Source organism: Amycolatopsis sp. lyj-90, assembly GCF_046549035.1.
GTDB lineage: Bacteria > Actinomycetota > Actinomycetes > Mycobacteriales > Pseudonocardiaceae > Amycolatopsis.
On the sequence record NZ_JAJPWP010000007.1, the window covers coordinates 310,714 to 328,347 of the forward strand.

17 protein-coding genes are annotated in these 17,634 nt (G+C 68.9%); 10 read left to right on the top strand and 7 right to left on the bottom strand.

All coding sequences use genetic code 11. The features are described from left to right. The first annotated feature begins 2 nt into the window (after positions 1 to 2). The 4 genes from ACLJPX_RS27755 to ACLJPX_RS27770 all read left to right on the top strand — a co-directional run bounded on the left by ACLJPX_RS27755 (position 3) and on the right by ACLJPX_RS27770 (position 3,406). Positions 3 to 491 (top strand): glutathione peroxidase, encoded by a 489-nt coding sequence (locus tag ACLJPX_RS27755; RefSeq protein WP_410603066.1) that lies wholly within the window; start codon positions 3 to 5, stop codon positions 489 to 491. A 275-nt stretch (positions 492 to 766) separates the two neighbouring features. Beyond that, entirely contained in the window at positions 767 to 1,828 is a 1,062-nt protein-coding gene (locus ACLJPX_RS27760) for a serine protease (protein ID WP_410603068.1), read from the top strand. After that, a complete protein-coding gene (locus ACLJPX_RS27765; RefSeq protein WP_410603070.1) occupies positions 1,828 to 2,061 on the top strand; it encodes a hypothetical protein in 234 nt (77 codons plus the stop codon). Before ACLJPX_RS27760 ends, ACLJPX_RS27765 begins: the two co-directional genes overlap by 1 nt. A 91-nt stretch (positions 2,062 to 2,152) precedes the next feature. Next, positions 2,153 to 3,406 (top strand): glycosyltransferase family 4 protein, encoded by a 1,254-nt coding sequence (locus ACLJPX_RS27770; RefSeq protein WP_410603072.1) that lies wholly within the window; start codon positions 2,153 to 2,155, stop codon positions 3,404 to 3,406. A 105-nt stretch (positions 3,407 to 3,511) separates the two neighbouring features. On the opposite strand, the gene ACLJPX_RS27775 is transcribed toward ACLJPX_RS27770, so the two are convergent. From ACLJPX_RS27775 to aceA, 4 genes are all read right to left on the bottom strand, one after another. After that, a complete protein-coding gene (locus tag ACLJPX_RS27775) occupies positions 3,512 to 3,643 on the bottom strand; it encodes a hypothetical protein (protein ID WP_255414845.1) in 132 nt (43 codons plus the stop codon). A gap of 119 nt (positions 3,644 to 3,762) precedes the next feature. Then, the gene (locus ACLJPX_RS27780; RefSeq protein WP_410603074.1) at positions 3,763 to 4,548 is read right to left on the bottom strand and encodes a class I SAM-dependent methyltransferase; all 786 of its coding nucleotides are present in this window, start codon (positions 4,546 to 4,548) and stop codon (positions 3,763 to 3,765) included. Between the two features lie 262 nt (positions 4,549 to 4,810). After that, positions 4,811 to 6,415: a malate synthase A gene (aceB, locus tag ACLJPX_RS27785; RefSeq protein ID WP_410603076.1), complete on the bottom strand. Its 1,605-nt coding sequence runs from the start codon at positions 6,413 to 6,415 to the stop codon at positions 4,811 to 4,813. Between the two features lie 109 nt (positions 6,416 to 6,524). Next, positions 6,525 to 7,811: an isocitrate lyase gene (gene aceA / locus ACLJPX_RS27790; RefSeq protein ID WP_101610007.1), complete on the bottom strand. Its 1,287-nt coding sequence runs from the start codon at positions 7,809 to 7,811 to the stop codon at positions 6,525 to 6,527. A 228-nt stretch (positions 7,812 to 8,039) separates the two neighbouring features. Here aceA and ACLJPX_RS27795 point away from each other — a divergent pair, with 228 nt between their 5' ends. Both ACLJPX_RS27795 and ACLJPX_RS27800 read left to right on the top strand, forming a co-directional pair. Beyond that, positions 8,040 to 9,467 (top strand): short-chain fatty acyl-CoA regulator family protein, encoded by a 1,428-nt coding sequence (locus ACLJPX_RS27795; RefSeq protein ID WP_410603078.1) that lies wholly within the window; start codon positions 8,040 to 8,042, stop codon positions 9,465 to 9,467. A gap of 78 nt (positions 9,468 to 9,545) precedes the next feature. Further along, positions 9,546 to 10,370: an NAD(P)H-binding protein gene (locus tag ACLJPX_RS27800; RefSeq protein ID WP_410603080.1), complete on the top strand. Its 825-nt coding sequence runs from the start codon at positions 9,546 to 9,548 to the stop codon at positions 10,368 to 10,370. A 69-nt stretch (positions 10,371 to 10,439) separates the two neighbouring features. On the opposite strand, the gene ilvA is transcribed toward ACLJPX_RS27800, so the two are convergent. Then, positions 10,440 to 11,696 carry a threonine ammonia-lyase IlvA gene (gene ilvA / locus ACLJPX_RS27805; protein ID WP_410603082.1) on the bottom strand — a complete coding sequence of 419 codons (1,257 nt, stop codon included), beginning with the start codon at positions 11,694 to 11,696 and terminating at the stop codon, positions 10,440 to 10,442. A gap of 91 nt (positions 11,697 to 11,787) precedes the next feature. Here ilvA and ACLJPX_RS27810 point away from each other — a divergent pair, with 91 nt between their 5' ends. Next, a complete protein-coding gene (locus ACLJPX_RS27810) occupies positions 11,788 to 12,354 on the top strand; it encodes an NADAR family protein (protein WP_410603494.1) in 567 nt (188 codons plus the stop codon). On the opposite strand, the gene ACLJPX_RS27815 is transcribed toward ACLJPX_RS27810, so the two are convergent. Further along, the gene (locus tag ACLJPX_RS27815; RefSeq protein WP_101610013.1) at positions 12,351 to 13,109 is read right to left on the bottom strand and encodes an acyltransferase; all 759 of its coding nucleotides are present in this window, start codon (positions 13,107 to 13,109) and stop codon (positions 12,351 to 12,353) included. The genes ACLJPX_RS27810 and ACLJPX_RS27815 overlap by 4 nt on opposite strands. Positions 13,110 to 13,162: 53 nt before the next feature. On the opposite strand from ACLJPX_RS27815, the gene ACLJPX_RS27820 reads away from it, so the two are divergent. The 3 genes from ACLJPX_RS27820 to ACLJPX_RS27830 all read left to right on the top strand — a co-directional run bounded on the left by ACLJPX_RS27820 (position 13,163) and on the right by ACLJPX_RS27830 (position 16,351). Then, entirely contained in the window at positions 13,163 to 14,122 is a 960-nt protein-coding gene (locus ACLJPX_RS27820) for a nucleoside hydrolase (protein WP_101610015.1), read from the top strand. Continuing rightward, positions 14,122 to 15,249: an NlpC/P60 family protein gene (locus ACLJPX_RS27825; RefSeq protein ID WP_410603085.1), complete on the top strand. Its 1,128-nt coding sequence runs from the start codon at positions 14,122 to 14,124 to the stop codon at positions 15,247 to 15,249. Before ACLJPX_RS27820 ends, ACLJPX_RS27825 begins: the two co-directional genes overlap by 1 nt. A gap of 364 nt (positions 15,250 to 15,613) precedes the next feature. Next, the gene (locus ACLJPX_RS27830; protein WP_410603087.1) at positions 15,614 to 16,351 is read left to right on the top strand and encodes a Clp protease N-terminal domain-containing protein; all 738 of its coding nucleotides are present in this window, start codon (positions 15,614 to 15,616) and stop codon (positions 16,349 to 16,351) included. 100 nt (positions 16,352 to 16,451) lie between these two features. On the opposite strand, the gene ACLJPX_RS27835 is transcribed toward ACLJPX_RS27830, so the two are convergent. After that, positions 16,452 to 17,588: an FAD-dependent oxidoreductase gene (locus ACLJPX_RS27835; protein ID WP_410603089.1), complete on the bottom strand. Its 1,137-nt coding sequence runs from the start codon at positions 17,586 to 17,588 to the stop codon at positions 16,452 to 16,454. Positions 17,589 to 17,634 lie beyond the last annotated feature (46 nt).

Here is a 17,634-nt window from a genome sequence, read left to right on the forward strand (position 1 = left end):
CCATGGGGATCCACGACATTCCGCTGAAGACGCTCGCGGACGAGGACACCACGCTCGGCGCGCTCGAGGGCAAGACGCTGCTGGTGGTGAACGTGGCGTCGAAGTGCGGCCTGACGCCGCAGTACACCGGGCTGGAGAAGCTGCAGGAACGCTACGCGGACAAGGGTTTCTCCGTGGTCGGGTTCCCGTGCAACCAGTTCGCGGGCCAGGAGCCGGGTACCGCCGAGGAAATCCAGACCTTCTGCTCGACGACGTACGGGGTTTCGTTCCCGCTGTTCGCGAAACTGGACGTCAACGGGGAAAGCCGTCACCCGCTCTACGCCGAGCTGACCAAGGCGGCCGACGCGGAAGGCGCCGCGGGCGACGTGCAGTGGAACTTCGAGAAGTTCCTCGTCGCCCCGTCCGGTGAAGTGGTGGGCCGATTCCGCCCGCGCACCGAACCCGAGGACGAAACGATCACCAAGGCGATCGAGGCCACCGTCGGCGCCTGAACCATTCTCCGCCACGGGCGGGTTCGGAGTGTTCTCCGAACCCGCCCGTTTCCTTTTCCGGCACACTGAGGACCAAAGTCCCCGAATACCCCGCCGTCTCGCGCGATGGCCGGTGGATCGATCACAAACCCTTGCCACACAAGGGAAATCTTGACATAAGAGAATGAAGCGATCTACCCGATTGCACTATGGCGCGACCCCTCGCACAGGGGAAGACTCTTTCGTCGGGGCTCCCGCACTTGTCAACGCCGACAACCAGGAAAAGTGTGGCTGAAATGATCGAAAACAATATGATCCCTGACGAGTTCCTCTCCCTCGCGAGTGTGCAGGCCGCGGAAGAGGACGCGTTGCTCAGCAGACAGAACGTCGTGGGTGTCGCGCTCGGCACGAAATGGTCGGGCGGCACGGACACCGGGGAAAAGGCGATCACGGTCCTGGTCGACACGAAACTGCCGCACGAGATGGTCCGCGAAGAGGACCTCGTCCCCGCGACGCTGGCGGGTGTCCCCGTCGACGTGCAGGAGGTCGGCGTGCTGCAGGCGGGCCGCAGCATCGCGCCGCCGAAGGTGAACGGCTCCCCCACCCTGCTCGAAGACCCGCCGGCCCAGATGCTGAGCAGGCCCGACGAACTCGCCCGCGAGCAGGTCGGCCCGTTCACCCTGGCCAAGCGGTTCCGCCCGGCGTTCGGCGGGCTGAGCGTCGGCCACTTCAAGATCACCGCGGGCACCTACGGCACCGCCGTCTACGACGCCACCGCGCTGCCGGGCAAACCGCCCAGGTACTACATCCTGAGCAACAACCACGTGCTGGCGAACTCCAACGCCGCCGCCATCGGGGACCCGATCCTGCAGCCCGGCCCGTTCGACGGCGGCACCACACCCGCCGACGTCATCGCCAGGCTGAGCCGGTTCGTGCCGATCAAGTTCATCACCTCCGGGCAGCCGGTGCCGGTGAACTTCGTCGACGCGGCCATCGCCGAGGGCCAGTTCCACGACCTGGACCGGCGGATCTTCTGGGTCGGCGACATCAAGGGGACCAACGTCGCGCCCGCGGTCGGCACGATCGTGCAGAAGACCGGCCGGACCACGAACTGGACGACCGGGCGGATCACCAACATCAACGCGACGGTGGACGTCAACTACGGCGGCGGCCGGGTGGCCCGGTTCGCGCAGCAGTTGCTCACCACCGACATGTCGGCCGGTGGCGACTCGGGCAGTCTCGTGGCGGATCTGAGCGAAAACGCCGTCGGCCTGCTGTTCGCGGGTTCGCCCGTGGTCACCGTGATCAACCGGATCACGCTGGTCGAGGCCTCGCTCGGCATCCGGGTGCACCCGTAGTGGCCGACGACGACAGTGCCGACACCGTCGACGCCGCGCTGATCACCGCGTCACGCTGGCTCGACGACGTCCCCGGGGTGGTGGGGGTCGGACAGGGCGAGGCCGAGGGGGCACCCACGATCGACGTGTGGGTGACCCCCGGTCACGACCCCGGGCAGCTGCCTTCTCAGCTGCTCGGGGTGCCCGTCCGGGTCCGTGACTCGGGCGGTCCGGTGGAAGCCCGGCCGGACTGACCCGCCTCGATGACAGCACGGTCGCGGGCGGTGATGCCGCCGGGGGCGATCGCCCCGGCGGCGCAGACCGACTCACGAGTAACCTCCACCCATGCGCGTGCTGATGTTGTCGTGGGAGTACCCACCCGTGGTCGTCGGCGGACTCGCACGGCACGTCCACGCCCTGGCCAGGCATCTCGTCCGGCAGGGGCACGACGTGGTCGTCCTGTGCCGTCACACGGCGGGCACCGACGCCGAGACCCACCCGAGGACCGATCGCGTGGTCGAGGGCGTGCGGATCATCCGGGTCGCCGAGGATCCGATGCACGTGACCTTCGAACGGGACCTCGTCGCGTGGACGCTGGCCATGGGGCACGCGATGGTCCGCGCCGCGACCGACCTGCTGCGCGGCTGGCAGCCGGACGTCGTGCACGCGCACGACTGGCTGGTCACCCACCCCGCGATCGCGATCGCCGAGGCCGCGCGGGTCCCGCTGGTCGGCACGATCCACGCCACCGAGGCCGGACGGCACTCCGGCTGGCTCTCGCATCCGCTCAACCAGCAGGTTCACTCGGTCGAATGGTGGCTCGCGAACCGCTCGGACGCGCTCATCACCTGTTCGCAGGCCATGCGCCGCGAGGTGTCGCAGCTGTTCGAGGTCGACGGCGACGCGGTCACCGTGATCCACAACGGCATCGAAGAACGCACCTGGCAGGTGCCCGCGGAGGAGGTCGCGCACGCGCGGGAGGTCTACAGCCCCTCCGGCGCGCCGCTGCTGCTCTACTTCGGACGGCTGGAATGGGAGAAGGGCGTACAGGACCTGCTCGCCGCGCTCCCCCGGATCCGCCGCGCCAAACCGGGGACCAGGCTGGTCGTCGCGGGCAAGGGCAGGCATCTGGAGGAACTGGTCGAGCAGGCGCGCAAGCTGCGCGTCCGCCGCGCGGTGGACTTCGTCGGGCACCTGTCCGACCGTGAACTGCGCGCCGTGCTGGCCGCGGCCGACGCCGTCGTGCTGCCCAGCCGGTACGAACCGTTCGGGATCGTCGCGCTGGAAGCCGCCGCCGCGAAGGCGCCGCTCGTGGCGTCCACCGCCGGCGGGCTCGGCGAGGTCGTCGTCGACGGCGAGACCGGCCTGGCGTTCAGCCCCGGCGACGTCGACGCGCTCGGAGACGCCGTCGAAGCGGTGCTGGACGACGAGGTCGCCGCCGCGCGACGGGCGCTGACCGCGCAGTCGCGCTTGGCCGCGGACTTCGACTGGGGCCGGATCGCCGAGGCGACCGCCGCGGTCTACCGGCGGACTCGCGTCGGGGAGCCGGTGGAACTGGGCCGCCCGAAGATCGCGACGGGCAACGCGTTCGAGCCGTGATGCGGGGCGGAGGGAATCCGGGCCGTCGGGGGACCCGGACCCCCCTCCACGAGCGTCGCGGGTCGCGAGGGGCGCGACCCCCGGGACTGCTCTAGGTGACGAAGATCAGAAGTGACAGGGGCGGACACAGTCCGGCTGCGCCGAGACCGTCACCGAAGCCGACACGGCCGGTACGGCGAGGGCGACCGCGAGGACGGCGAAAGCTGTCGCCAAGACCCTTCTCAACTGCTTCTTCATGGTGACTCCTCGGAGATCCGGGCGGATTTCCCACCCGGCGCCGAGCATCCGCGCGACCCGCCGCGGAAACAACGGGGGTATCACTAGGTACCGCTACCTAATCGCGTTCCGTGACCGGTTCATCCCTTTCTGCCGGTCAAGATCCTCACCTGGACCGGCTCCACGAACGGCGCGTGCGGGGAGATCGCCGCGCTGAGCCGCTCCTCGAACCCGGCTCGTTCGTCCGGCTTCGGCAGCCTGTCCTCCGGGGTCGCGGAGTAGACCGCGCCGATGACGAATTCCAGGTCGATCTCGTCCTCGTACTCGACGACCGTCTCTCCCGCGGTGAACCCGGCCGCTTCCAGGCTCGCCCGATAGCGGTCCTGTTCCTCCTGATCGGCCCCGCAGGTGCGCACGAGCGGCTGTCCCAGCCAACCGGACAGATACTCGCGCAACGCCCTCGACCACGGGCTGTCGTGCAGCCACATCGGCGCGCCGTTCGTGATCACGGCGATCCCGCCGCCGGGCCGGACCAGGGAATGGAGGGCGGGGAACAGCGTTTCGCGGTCCATCCAGTGCAGCGCCTGCCCGATGGTGACCACGCCGAGTTTCTCCTTGCCCAGCAAGGCTTCCACGGCCGGAACGTCACTGTCGGCGCCGACGAGCCAAGTCACGTTGGCGATCCCCGCGGCCGCTTTCCTGGCCTGGGCGAGCATGTCCGGCTCGGGATCCATGCCGACGGCCACGCGCGTCCGGCCGGCGAGCGGCAAGGTCAGCTGACCCGTGCCGCAGCCGAGATCCAGTGCCGCGTCATCGGCGGCGAGCCCGAATTCCGCCACCAGCGCGTCCAGGACTCCGGCCGGATAGCCACGGCGGTAGCGCTGATAGAACTCGGCGACCTCGCCGCTGAACTTGAGGATCGTCATACCCGTGATGATGACCGGGCCCGCGCCCTTCCCGCCGCCACTTTCGCCGTCGGCGGAACGCGAAGGCCCCGCCCACCGGGGTGTGGTGGTGAGCGGGGCCTCCGCGACAACGCGCGCCCGACAGCGCTACCGGAAGGAGCGCGCGCGTGAATCGGGTCCGGCGGCGGGGAGCCTCCGCCACCGGACCCGTTGGGCCACACCGTCCCAAACCGGTGTGGAACCCGGCCGCCCCGCGTCAGGTAGGGGCGGCCGGAGCCTCGTGTCAGTGCGTGGTCAGGTACCGCGCGTACGCACCGGTCGTCAGGAAGCTCGGCAGCTTCTCGCCCAGTGCGGTCTCGGTGAAGATCTCGTAGGCGTCGCCGAGACGGTTGCCCTCGCCCAGTTCGGATCGCACCGACGCCAGCTCTTCGTCCAAATAGGACACGGTGAGCTCGTGGGTGAGCGCGGTGCCGTCTTCGAGCTTGGTGCCGTTGCGGATCCACTGCCAGATCTGGCAACGGGCGATCTCGGCGGTGGCGGCGTCCTCCATCAGGTTGTGGATCGCCGCCGCGCCGGTCCCGCGCAGCCAGGCGTCGATGTAGCGCAGCGCGACGTTGATGTTGGCGCGGACACCGGCTTCGGTGACCTCGCCACCGGCGCTGGCGACGTCGAGCAGGTCCTCGGCGGTGACGACGACGTCCTCACGGAGCTTGCCGAGCTGGTTGGGCCAGCCGCCGAGGACGCCGTCGAACACCTCGCGGCAGACCGGGACGAGGCCGGGGTGCGCGACCCACGAGCCGTCGAAGCCGTCGTTCGCCTCGCGTTCCTTGTCCTGGCGGACCTTGTCCAGCGCGGTCGCGTTGATCTCCGGGTCCTTGCTCGGGATGAACGCGGCCATCCCGCCGATGGCGTGCGCCCCGCGCTGGTGGCAGGTGCTCACCAGCAGTTCGGTGTAGGCCCGCATGAACGGGACGGTCATCGTGACCTGCGCGCGGTCCGGGAGCACGAAGTCCGCGCCGTGCGAGGAGAAGTTCTTGATGACGCTGAAGATGTAGTCCCAGCGGCCGGCGTTGAGCCCGGCGACGTGCTCGCGCAGTTCGTAGAGGATCTCCTCCATCTCGAACGCGGCGGTGATCGTCTCGATCAGCACGGTCGCCCGGATGGTGCCGCGCGGGATGCCGAGTTCCCGTTGCGCCAGCAGGAAGACGTCGTTCCACAGCCGCGCTTCGAGGTGGTTTTCGAGCTTCGGCAGGTAGAAGTACGGGCCGCTGCCGCGGGCCAGCAGCTGGCGCGCGTTGTGGAAGAAGTAGAGACCGAAGTCGACCAGGCTCGCCGAAACCGGGCGGCCGTCGATGCGGATGTGCTTCTCCACCAGGTGCCAGCCGCGCGGGCGGGCGACGATCGTCGCGGGCTCGTCGCCGATCGTGTAGCGCTTGCCCGCCTCGGTGGTGAAGTCGATGTTGCGGCGGATCGCGTCGAACAGGTTGAGCTGGCCGTCGATGACGTTGTGCCAGGTCGGCGAGGTCGCGTCCTCGAAGTCGGCGAGCCAGACCTTGGCGCCGGAGTTGAGCGCGTTGACCGTCATCTTGCGGTCGGTCGGTCCGGTGATCTCGACGCGGCGGTCTTCGAGACCGGGCGCGGCCGGGGCGACCGACCAGCTGCTGTCTTCGCGGATCGAACGCGTCTCGGGCAGGAAGCCCAGCGGCTTCTCGCCGGACTGCAGCTCTTCGCGGCGCAAGCGGCGCGCGTCGAGCAGCTCGCGGCGACGACCGGCGAACGCGTTGTCGAGCTTGGCCACGAAGTCCAGCGCGGCCGGGGTGAGGATCTCGTCGAACCGGGCTCCGGCGGGTCCGCAGACGTCGATCCGGTAGTTCAGCTTCTCAACCATGGTGTGCCTCCGCTGGCTTCGCGAAAGAGAGATAGAAGGGGGAAGGAAGGGGCCGGGTGGCGGTCTCCCGGGGTCGAAAGACCGCCACCTGGCACCTACTTGCGAGGGATCAGAACTGCTCGGCCTCGGTGGAGCCGGCGAGCGCGGTCGTGGAGCTGGTCGGGTTAAGCGCTGTCGCGACGTTGTCGAACCAGCCGGTGCCGACCTCGCGCTGGTGCTTCGTGGCGGTGTAACCGCGGTCCTCCGAAGCGAACTCGCGCTCCTGCAGGTCGACGTAGGCGGTCATGCCCTCGCGGGCGTAACCGTGCGCCAGGTCGAACATCGAGTAGTTCAGGGCGTGGAAGCCGGCCAGGGTGATGAACTGGAACTTGTAGCCCATGTGGCCGAGCTCGCGCTGGAACTTCGCGATCGTCGCGTCGTCCAGGTGCTTCTTCCAGTTGAACGACGGCGAGCAGTTGTAGGCCAGCATCTGGTCCGGGTACTTCGCCTTGATCGCCTCGGCGAACTGGCGGGCGACCTCGAGGTCCGGCTTGGAGGTCTCCATCCACAGCAGGTCGGCGTACTCGGCGTAGGCCAGACCGCGGTCGATACAGGGGTCGATGCCGTTGGTGACGTTGTAGAAGCCCTCGGCGGTGCGCTCGCCGGTGACGTACTTGCGGTCACGCTCGTCGACGTCGCTGGTGATCAGCGTCGCGGCCTGGGCGTCGGTGCGGGCGACGATCAGCGACGGCACGTTCAGCACGTCCGCGGCGAGACGGGCGGCGTTCAGCGTGCGCTCGTGCTGCTTGGTCGGGATCAGCACCTTGCCGCCGAGGTGGCCGCACTTCTTCTCGGACGCGAGCTGGTCCTCCCAGTGCACACCCGCGGCACCGGCGGCGATCATGCCCTTCATCAGCTCGAAGGCGTTGAGCGGGCCACCGAAACCGGCCTCGGCGTCGGCGACGATCGGGGCGAACCAGTCGGTGTCGGTGTTGCCCTCGGCCCAGTTGATCTGGTCGGCGCGGCCCAGCGCGTTGTTGATGCGGCGGACGACGGCGGGCACCGAGTTGGCCGGGTAGAGGCTCTGGTCCGGGTAGGTCTGGCCGGAGAGGTTGGCGTCGGCGGCGACCTGCCAGCCGGACAGGTAGATGGCCTTGAGGCCGGCGCGGACCTGCTGCACCGCCTGGTTGCCGGTCAGCGCGCCCAGCGAGTGGACGTAGTCCTCGGTGTGCAGGAGGTCCCAAAGCTTCTCGGCACCGCGGCGGGCGAGCGTGTGCTCCTCGACCACGCTGCCGCGCAGCTTGACCACGTCAGCGGCAGAGTACGACCGCTTCACTCCCGCCCAGCGGGGGTCGGTCTCCCACTGCTTGGTCAGTTCGGCCGCCGCCTTCTCGAGCTGCTGCGCGTGCTCAGTCATCGGATTCTCCCGGTGTTGCGAAGTTTGCGAGTGATCGCCTTTCCTGATCCGACCCTGACATGACAGGGGAAATCCGATCCAGGCCTCCAATTTGCCAATTTCTGCGAAGCTTCCGTAGCATCTTGCAAAGGTTGCGAATCGCAGGTTCGCAAGCTGAGCGAAAATCCACGGGCTTGACCGTTAACTGAATCGTTCAGGCCCGGAAACCTTGCGGACAGAGAGGCCAGCGTGGACAAAACCTTCGCCGGAGCGAAGCTTCGGCATCTGCGCGAAAGCCGGTCGATGAGCCAGGCGGATCTCGCTCGTGTGCTGGAGATCTCACCCAGTTACCTCAACCAGATCGAGCACAACTCGCGTCCGTTGACCGTCCCGGTACTCCTTCGCATCACTCAAGCGTTCGGAGTGGACACCGAGTTCTTCGCGAACAACGACACCGCACGGCTGGTGGCGGACGTGAAGGAGGCGCTGCTCGACGAGGTGCTCGGCATCGACGTCACGAACAGCGAGCTGAACGACCTCGCCACGAACCTGCCGACGATCGCGCAAGCACTGGTCAAACTGCATCGCAGCTACCGCAACTCGGTCGAGAACACCGCCGCGCTGACCACGGAGAACGGGCTGGGCATGCACGGCAGCGCGGCCGGGTCGCTGCCGCACGAAGAGGTCCGGGACTTCTTCTACGAGCGGGAAAACTACGTCGCCGAGCTGGACGAACGCGCCGAACGGATGGCGCACGACATCCCGCTGCAGCGCGGCCGGGTGCTCGCGGCGCTGAAGGAGACGCTGATCCAGCGCTACGGCGTCGATGTCACGAACGAGGGCATCGACGAGGCCAACGGTGAGCAGCACCGGTACGAACCGGGGCCGCGAGTGCTGCGGCTGGCGCCTAGCCTGCGCGTCGGGCAGCAGGCGTTCCGGATGGCTTCGCAGATCGCCCTGCTCGACTACGACGACCTGATCACCGAGCTCGCCGACTCGTGGGCCTTCTCCGGTCCCGCCGCGCGTTCGCTGGCGAGGGTCGGGCTGGCGAACTACTTCGCGGGCGCCCTGATCCTCCCCTATGGACCGTTCCTCTCCACCGCGGAACGCTTCCGTTACGACATCGAGCGGCTGTGCGACCACTTCGGCGTCGGCTTCGAGACGGTCTGCCACCGGCTCTCGACGTTGCAGCGGCCGAAGAACCGCGGCGTGCCGTTCTCGTTCGTGCGCGTCGACCGGGCGGGGAACATGTCGAAACGCCAGTCCGCGGCCGGTTTCCACTTCTCCCGGGTCGGCGGTGCCTGTCCACTGTGGAACATCTACGAGGCGTTCACCCAGCCGGGCAAGATCCTCACCCAGATCGCGACCCTTCCCGACGGCAAGAGCTACTTCTGGATCGCGCGGACGGTGTCCCGCAACATCGGCGGCTACGGCAGCCCCGGCAAGACGTTCACCGTCGGGCTCGGCTGCGAACTACGGCACGCGAAACGGCTGATCTATTCGACCGGGCTCGATCTCGACGACCGTGACGCGGCCACCCCGATCGGCATGGGTTGCAAAGTCTGCGAACGCCCGGCCTGCTCGCAGCGCGCGTTCCCGACGATCGGCAAGCAGCTGACCGTCGACGAGAACACCAGCACCTTCGTCCCGTACCCGGCGGTACCCAAGGCGCCTTGAGCCGTCTTGATCTCCCTGGCAGGGTTGCCGACGACGGCCGTCGCCTGTGACGGCGGCCACCGCACTGGGGAGAACTTCATGATCTTGGTGACCGGAGCAGGCGGGAACGTCGGCACGGAACTGACCACAATCCTGGCGCGCGGCGGGCATCCCGTCCGGGCGCTGGTCCGCACGCCGCGCCCGCTGCCGGACGGGGCCGAAGGCGTGCCGGGCGATCTCAACGAACCGGCGAGCCTGAAGCCCGCGCTGGACGGTGTCCGGGCGGTGTTCCTGCTCGGCGGCTACGACGACATGGCGGGCGCGCTCGAGGTGATGCGGGACGCGGGCGTCGAGCAGGTCACCCTGCTGTCGTCGCGTTCGGTCGCCGGCGGGCACGCGGACAACGCCGTGGCCGGGACGCACATGGCGGCCGAGGCGGCGGTGCGCGCGTCGGAGCTGGCGTGGACCTTCCTGCGGCCGAGCGGGTTCATGTCGAACACACTGCAGTGGGCCGCGCAGCTCCGGGCGGGTGACGTCGTCCGCGAGCCGTTCGCGAACGTGCCGGTGGCGACGATCGATCCGCACGACATCGCCGCCGTAGCCGCGGAGTCCCTGACCACGCCGGGGCACGAGGGGCGGGCGTACGCCATCACCGGTCCCGGCTCGCTCCTGCCCGCCGACAGGCTGCGGGTGCTGGGCGAGCTGCTGGGCCGCGACCTGCGGCTGGAGCCGCTGTCGAACGCCGAAGCCCGCGTGACGATGAGCGCGGAGATGCCGGAAAAGTACGTCGACGCCTTCTTCCGCTTCTTCGCCGAGGGCGAGTTCGACGACTCCGAGGTCACGGGTGCCGTCCAGGACCTCACCGGACGGGAGCCGCGGCCGTTCGCCGCCTGGGCCCGAACCCACCTCGCCGCCTTCCGCTAGCCGCGATTCGTCCTCTAGTTGCGGCAGTTGCACGCGCATGGACCGCAACTAGAGGACGAAACGCGGGCGTCAGACCAAGAAGTGGAAGAGCGGGCTGCCGGGTTCGACGCGCTCCACCTGTAGCGGGCTCACGTCCAGCCGGTGCAGCAGGCCCTCCAGGTCACCGGCCCGCGCGAGTTCGATGCCGATCAGCGCCGGCCCGGTCTCGCGGCTGTTGCGCTTCACGTACTCGAACCGCGTGATGTCGTCGTCCGGCCCGAGGACCTCGTCGAGGAACCGCCTCAGCGCACCGGGCTCCTGCGGGAATCCCACCAGGAAGTAGTGCTTCAGTCCTTCGTGGATCAGCGACCGTTCGAGCACTTCGCCGTAGCGGCTGACGTCGTTGTTGCCGCCGGACACGACGCACACCACGATCTGGCCGGGATCGATCTTCACCGTCGAGCCCAGCGATGCGGCCGCGAGCGCGCCCGCGGGTTCGGCGATCACGCCGTCGGACTGGTACATCGCGAGCATTTCCGTGCACACCGCGCCCTCGGCGACGTCCGTGAGTTCGACGCCGCCGTCGCGGACCAGCGGATACGTCACCGATCCGGCCAGCGCGACCGCCGCACCGTCGACGAACGTGTCGACGCCTTCGAGCCGCACCGGCTCGCCCGCCGCGAGCGCGGCGGCCATACAGGTCGCGCCCGCCGGTTCGACCCCGACGATCCGCATCTCCGGCGCCCGCTCCGCGGCCCACGCGGCGATCCCCGCGAGCAGGCCGCCACCGCCGACCGGCACCACCATGACGTCCGGGATGAACCCGAGCTGCGCGACGACCTCCATCGCGACCGTGCCCTGACCGGCGACCGTCTCCGGCGCGTCGAAAGCGGGGACCAGTGTCGCGCCGGTGCTCTCCGCGTCCTGCTTCGCGGCGGTGAAGGCGTCTTCGTAGGTCTCGCCGACGACGATGACCTCGATGTGCGAACCGCCCAGCGTCGCGATCCGCTCGCGCTTCTGCCGGGGAGTCGTGCCGGGCACGTAGACACGGCCTGTCGCGCCGAGACGGCGGCACGCGTACGCGACACCCTGCGCGTGGTTGCCCGCGCTCGCGCAGACGACGCCGCGTTCCCGGTGCGCCGCGTCGAGCTGGACGATGAAGTTGTAGGCACCGCGGATCTTGTACGAGCGCACGGTCTGGAGGTCTTCGCGTTTGAGCCAGACCCGGGCGTCGACCCGTGCCGAGAGCCGCTCGTTCGGTTCCAGCGGCGTGCGGGTCACCACCCCGGCCAGTCGTTTCGCGGCCTCTTCGACCGTTCGGGCGCTCACCGTTTCGATCCCTTGCACGAATGCTGAATGTACCTACCACCTCGGGCCACGTCGGAGAGTGGTCCAGTGGGTGCGCGGGATGTCGGTGGCCTGTGGTCCACTGGTCGCCATGGTGAGCAAGGTCGACGGAGTCCGGAGTCTCGATGCGTTGCGCGAGCTGGTCCACAGTGGCGCGGAGCCCGAGTACCAGCTCTTCTACGGCCACACCCCGCTCAAGAGCGGCCGGATCAACGCGGCCTGCCTGAGCCAGTGGTGGCTGGCGCCGTTCGTCGCGGGCGGCGAGCGGTACCCGACGGCCGAGCACTACATGATGGCGAGCAAGGCCGAACTGTTCGGCGATTACGAGGCCGCGGAGAACATCCGTCAGGCGCCGGACCCCAAAACCGCCAAGATCCTCGGCCGCGAAGTCTCCGGCTTCGACGGGGACAAGTGGGAGCGGCACCGCTTCGACATCGTCGTCGACGGGAACCTGGAGAAGTTCCGCCAGCACGCCGAACTGAGCGAGTTCCTGCTGAGCACGGGCGACAAGGTGATCGTCGAGGCGTCGAAGATGGACCTCGTCTGGGGCAGCGGCGTCGCCCGTGACGACAAGAACGCCACGCGCCCCGACTACTGGCGCGGGCAGAACCTCCTGGGCTTCGCGCTGATGGAGGTCCGCGAGCAGCTGCGCGGCTAGTTGTCGACGCCCAGGGTCTTCTGGAGCGCCTTGTTCGCCTTGCGTGCCATGTCCGCGACAGCCTCGCGACGCGCGGCGTCGGCGGCGTAGTCGTCCTGCCGGTTCCGCACCACGCGGGCGGGCGAGCCGACGGCGATCGAGTAGTCCGGGATGTCGCCCCGCACCACCGCGTGCGCGCCGAGGACGCAGCCGCGGCCGACCCGCGTGCCCTTGAGCACGGAGACCTTGGTGCCGATCCAGGTGTCCGGCCCGATCCGCACCGGCGACTTCACGATGCCCTGATCCTTGATCGGGACGGTGATGTCGGTGGTGACATGGTCGAAGTCGCAGATGTACACCCAGTCCGCGACGAGTGTGGCCGCGCCGAGTTCGATGTCGAGATAGCCGTTGAGGACGTTCTGGCGCCCGAAAACCGCCTTGTCGCCGATGCGCAGCGAACCCTCGTGGCAGCGGATCGCGTTGCCGTCGCCGATGTGCACCCAGCGGCCGATCTCCAGCCGCCCGTAGCCGGGACGGCAGTGGATCTCGACGTCCTTGCCGAGGAACACCATGCCGCGCAGGATGATGTGCGGATTCGCGACGCGGAACTTCATCAGCCGCCAGTACCGGACCAGGTACCAAGGCGTGTACGCGCGGTTTCGCAGCACCCAGCGCAGCGAATCCTTGGTCAGGAACTTCGCCTGACGCGGATCACGACGGGCCTGGCCCCAGGCGCGGAGCCGGGACAACGCGGGCGCACCCCACATGGACGTCATACCGGTGACCGTAACCTGTGATCAGGCCGCCGACCGCAAAGGGGAGCACGCGTATGGGCACCAAGCTGATCATCGACACGGACCCGGGGGTCGACGACGCCTTCGCGCTGGCCTTGGCCACGCAAGCCGAGGACGTCGACCTGCTGGGCGTGACCACGGTGTTCGGCAACGTGCCGTTGAGTCACACCACCGCCAACGCCCGCAACCTGTTGCAGCTTTTCGGCCGCGAGGACGTCCCCGTCGCCGCCGGCGCGGAGCGGCCGCTGGTGTACGACAACGCCAAACCCGCCGGTTTCGTCCATGGCCAGGACGGTCTTTCCGGGCACGCGGGCACTTTGCCGGAGGCGAAGCGCGCGCTCGACGAACGCGGTGCCGTCCGCCTGCTGGTGGATCTGCTGGAAGCCGCCGACGAGCCGGTGACCATCGCCCCGATCGGCCCGCTCACGAACATCGCGCTGCTGCTGGCGGCCCATCCGCAGATCCGCGAGAAGATCGGCCGGATCGTCATCATGGGCGGCGGAGTGGCCAAGGGGAACTCCACCACGGCCGCCGAATTCAACATCTGGAGCGATCCCGAGGCCGCCCGCCGGGTACTGGTCGACGGGGACATCCCGACGGTGCTGGTCCCGCTGGACCTCACACACCAGTGCTCGGTCGACACGGCCTGGCTCGGCAAGCTCGCCGCGTCCGGCCCGCTCGGCGCGGCACTCGAAGCGCTCACGCCCACGTACGTCGAGCACTACACCCCCGTCCTCGGTTTCCCCGGGATGGTCATGCACGACGCGGTCGCGGTGGCCGAGGCGATCCGGCCGGGCATCCTCGGCACCGAGTCGTACCCCGTGGACGTCGAGTGCGGCTTCGGCCCCGCGCGCGGCGCGACACTGGTGGACCGGCGAAGGCTGCGGAGCACCGATCCGCAGGCCGTGCCGGGCCGCACCATCGACGTCGCGCTGACCACCGACGTCGACGCCTTCCGCGAGTTCGTGCTCAGCCGCATCGTCGGGGGTCTGTGATGGAACAGGAAACCTCCCGCCGCCGCAGACTTCCGGTGATCATCGCCGCGGTCGTCGTCGCGGGCGCCGCCCTGGTCGCCGCCATCACCTTCGCGCCGAAGGACGAGCCGAAGCCGGAAGCCGCCGCCGTCCAGTCCTCGGTCGTCCCCGCGCCGCCGACGTCGTCGTCCGCGCCCGCGGAGATGCCGAAGGAACAGCCGAAGGTCCCGCAGCAGATGGGCAAGGAGTTCGACGCCTGGGTGTCGAAGACCAGCGGCTGGCTCGACATCCCGTTGCGCGCGATGACCGGCTACGCGAAGACCACCGTGACACTGAGCAAGGACACGCCGGGCTGCCGCCTGTCCTGGGTGACTCTCGCGGCACTCGGGAAGATCGGCTCCGACCACGGCCGCGCCAAGGGGTCGAGCCTCAACGACGCCGGGGTGATGACCGTTCCGCTCGGCACGGTCGAGGTCCGCGACTTCTACAACAAGGTCGTGTCCACCCCGAACGCGAGCGGACCGCTGCAACTGGCGCCGTCGGTCTGGGGCCAGTTCCAGGCTTCGGCGAGCGGCGCCAAGCCGGATCCGCAGAACATCGACGACGCCACGCTCACCGCCGGACGTGCTCTGTGCGCGAACGGCCGCGACCTCGGCCAGGGCCAGACGTGGTGGAACGCGGTGAGCACGCTGCAGCCCGCGCCGCTGCTGATGCACCGCACGCTCGCGACGGTGAACGTCTACGGCACCGTCGGCCAGAGCCCGCAACCGCCGAACACGGCGGCGCTGAGCGCGGTCAACTTCGCCATCGACAAGATCGGGCTGCCCTACGTCTGGGGCGGCAACGGCACCGGCGGCGGCGACCCCGGCTTCGACTGCTCCGGCCTGACGACGGCCGCGTACGCCAGCGCCGGCGTCAAGCTCATGCGCACCGCCCACACCCAGTACCACAGCGTGAGCAAGGTGAACGATCCCCAGCTCGGCGACCTGATCTTCTACGGCGAGCCGAACACGAAGATCCACCACGTCGGGCTCTACATCGGGAACCAGCAGATGATCGACGCCCCGCAGACCGGACAGGCGGTGCAGGTGCACACCTACCGGAAGCAGGGCGACGACTACGCCGGAGCGGGCCGCCCGGCAGCCTGATCGCCCGCAGAAGTACGTGAAGGACACTTCCGGCGCATCTTTGCCTGATTTGGGCGGTTTGCGGGGAGGTCGTGAGTGGTAAGTGTCGTTCTAACACTTCTTATCACTCACGACCCCCGCACTAAATCGCGCAAAGCGCCTGAATCGGACATCAGGACCCTTCCTGCGGCCCCTTGTGGATAGTCGCACCCCACCATGCGACAACCAGCCCGCTGGAAAACCTTCGAAACCTGGCACGTGTGGATAGCCGACTTTGCCGCGGCCACGGGCACCAGACGCAATGAAGGTGGCCTTCACGTAGTTGACCCCTAACCCCAAGTAGGGTTATAAATGGGGTTACAAGCAACCGGGAGGGGCGGCCGCGATGCCGAAGATCAACGTGTATCTGCCCGACGAGCTGGCCGAAGGGGTCAAGGCGGCCGGGGTGCCGGTCTCGGCGATCTGCCAGCGGGCGCTGGAGCAGTCGGTCCGGCGTGTGACGGCGATCCGGGCGACCGTGCTGGGCGACCTGGAGACCGAAGACCCGACGGCGCAGCTCTCGCAGTTCACCGAACGCACGCGCACCGTGCTCAAACTCGCGATCGAGCAGGCCCGGGCGAGCGGCGCGGCCGACGTCGGCACGGAACACCTGCTGCACGGAATGCTCACCGAGGGGACCAATCTCGCCCTCCACGTGCTGCGCGCGATGGAGATCGATCCCGCGCACGTGGCACGGGCGCTGGCCGCCGCCTCCGCGACGCCGGAGGCCGCCGAAGCCGCGCCGGCGACACGGTTCAGCGGCCCCGCGGCCAACGCGCTGGAGCTGGCCGTGACCGAGGCTCTCGCGCTGGGGCACAACTACGTCGGCTGCGAACACCTCCTGCTCGGCCTCGTCAGCGAGCCCGACGGCACGGCCGCGCACGCCCTGCGGGAGTCGGGCGTCGACCTGCGCACCGCGCGCCGGACGGTCGTGGCCGCGCTCACCGGCTACACCCACCTCCGCGCCCAGACGAGCGCCAAGGCACCCGCGGACGCGGCGGCCATGATCACCGCCGCGGTCCGCCAGGAACTGCGTCCCGTCCTCGATCGCCTCGACCGGCTGGAAGAACGAGCGGGCGACTGATCATCCACAAAGGACACCATCGTGCGAATCCTCTCGTCCGCCACGCTGGCCCTGCTCACCGCGATCCTGGTGCTCATCGTGACGGGAACGGTGTGACCGCCTAGGACTTCCGCTGCGCGGCCTCGAACAGGGAGAGCAACTGCTCGGGGACTTCGTCACCGAAGATGCTTTCGAGCAGGAAGTCCTCGTCGAGGGGTGTCTCGCCGCGGACGAACATGGCCTGTTCGTACTCGGCGAGCGCGGCCTCGACGTCGCCGGGACGCGCGGCGAGGGCCTTGCCGAGCTCGGCACCGTCGAGCATCGCCAGGTTGGCGCCTTCGCCGTTCGCCAGCGCGAGATGCGCGGCGTCGCCGAGCAGGGTCACCCCCGGAACGCGATCCCACCGCAGCCCGAACGGCAGGGTGTAGGCGGGACGATGGATCGGCGGGATGTCGCTGTCGGTGATCAGCGTGGTGAGTTCCGGCGCCCAGTCGTCGAACTCCGCCGCGATCCGCGCCTTGGCGGCCTCGGCGTCGGCGAAGTCGACGGTGTCGAACCAGTCCAGCGGTTTGCCGAGTTCCACGTAGGCGTGCAGGGTGTCGCCCGTTTCCCGATGGGCGTTGATGCTCAACCCCTGGTCTCCCCCGTTCCCGAACATCGACCCGCCGCCGACCGTTTTCGCCACGCCGGGGTGCCGGGTGTCGGCGTCGTACAGATAGGTCTCGACGATCGACGTGCCGGCGTACTCGGGGGTGGCGTCCGTGAGCAGCGGCCGGATACGTGACCAAGCGCCGTCGGCGCCGACCAGGAGCTCGGCGACGACGGTGCGGCCGTCGTCGAACGTCACCTCGTGGCGCCCGTCTTCGAGCGTCCGGGCGCCGACGGCCTTGTACCCCCACCGGACGGTGCCTTCGGGGAGCGAATCGATCAGCATCCGCCGCAGATCGCCGCGCTGCGCCTCGGGACGGCCGCCCGTGCCGTCGTCCTCCTTCTCGAACAGGACGGTCCCGTCGATGGCGAGGACCCGCAATGCCTGACGGCCCTCCAGGACGATGCCCTGGAACTCGTCCATCAGGCCCGCCGCCTCGAGGGCGAGTTGCCCGTTGTAGTCGTGGATGTCGAGCATCCCGCCCTGCAAGCGCGCGGTGGGGGACGCTTCCGCTTCGTAGACCTCAGCGGGGATTCCGTGGACGTGCAGGACGCGGGCCAGCGTGAGGCCGCCGAGTCCGGCTCCGATGATCGTGACCGGTGTGCGCATGATGACTCCTCGAGTTCGCGACTGGAATGACATTCCAGAGACTGTC